At 70.8% G+C, this 1,564-nt stretch carries 1 protein-coding gene; it reads right to left on the reverse strand.

Annotated elements, in window-relative coordinates; translation table 11 throughout:
• A partial coding sequence (locus ACFKCF_RS61550) for a condensation domain-containing protein (protein WP_394506778.1) occupies positions 1-1,504 on the reverse strand: 1,504 nt, incomplete at its 3' end.
• Positions 1,505-1,564 lie beyond the last annotated feature (60 nt).

The following is a 1,564-nucleotide window of genomic DNA, read 5'->3' on the forward strand; positions in this document are numbered from 1 at the left end:
GCGACACGCCCCAGACCTGCGCGGCAAAGGAGGGGCAGAACGTGGCGTCGCCGGCGACGCCGAGGGTGCTGGTGAACACCACCGGCATGGTCATCTCGATCGAGTCGCTCCGCCTGGCCAGCTCCCGCATCACCCAGACCGCCGACACCTCGCCGTGCTCGAGCCCGCGCCACACCTCTTCCTGCAGCCCGCGTGCCCCGTCCAGCCAGCCGGCTCCCGGCCGGTAGCCGGCGAGCAGGAGGGAGGTGAAGTCGCCGAGCACGCGGTGGATGTCCGGGTGGACCTCCCGCCTGTCGAACAGCGTGAGGTTGAGCGTCAGCGCCTCCTGCCCGCTCCACCTGCCCAGGACCTCGCCGAAGGCGGCGGCCAGCACGGTGGCGGGGGTCAGCTCGTGCCGCCTGGCCAGATCCGTGACGGTACGCCACCGCCCGGCCGGCATCCGGAACTCGCGGCGGGCGAACCGGGGCCGGTCGATCATCACCGGGTCCACGCGCAGCGGCAGCCGGGGGGCGGGCGGGAGTTCGGGCAGCCGGGCGGCCCAGTATTCCTTGGCCGTCTCGAAGACCGCAGGATCGGGCGTCTGCGCGAGCACATAGTCGCGGAACGACATTTCGATCGGCGGCAGGACGGTCTCGGGGTCATGGTAGAGCTGGTCGAGTTCGGCGAAGAAGACCATCATGCTGAGGGCATCGACGATGATGTTGTCGAAGCTGACGCCGAGCCGCACCCCGCCGTCGTGGCGGGCGGCCCGCGCGTCGAACAGCGGCCAGCTGGACACGTCGAGCACCTGGTGCGACATCTGCTCGCGCAGCTGCTCGACGCTGTCGACGGTGGCGATGGCGAAGCGCGGCACCTCGGGCAGGATGCGCTGGAGCCCGTCCTGGTCGAAGACCGCGCGCAGCATCTCGTGCCGCTCGATCAGCAGGTTCCAGGCCGTTTCCAGCCGGTCGAGGTCGATGTCGCCGTCGAACTCGGTGTAGAAGTGGCAGCCGACGCCGCCGAGCGTGAAGTGCTCGGCCCGGCCGAGCCAGTAGGCCCGCTGCACCTCAGTGGGCGGGAACGGGTCGTGCCGGTGCTCGACGTCCGGCACCAGCACGGGAGCGGGCAAAGCCGCCTCTCCCACGGTGAAGGTGGCCGCGAAGTCCGCCAGCACGGGCGTCTCGAACAGCAGGCTCAGCCTGGCGTCGGCGACGCCTTCCGCGCGCAGGCGCGCGATCATGCGGGTGGCGAGCAGGGAGTCGCCGCCGAGGGCGAAGAAGCTGTCCGTACGCTGCACGGCCGGAAGTTCGAGCAGGTCGGCCCAGATCTTGGCGAGCACGGTCTCGGCCGGTCCTACGGGCGGCTCCTGGACCGTGCTCTCTGCCGTCTCGCCGACCAGGGCGGTGAGCGCGCTCCTGTCGATCTTGCCGTTGGCGGTCAGCGGCAGCCGGCCCAGCGCGGTGATCGTCGGCGGGACGGCATACCCGGGCAACCGATCAGAAAGGAACGAACGCAACTTGTCCACATCGACGTCCTCAGGAGTGACGAACGCGGCCAACCGGCGCTGCCGCCGATCCCCCACCGC

Source organism: Nonomuraea sp. JJY05, assembly GCF_043496855.1.
Lineage (GTDB): Bacteria > Actinomycetota > Actinomycetes > Streptosporangiales > Streptosporangiaceae > Nonomuraea.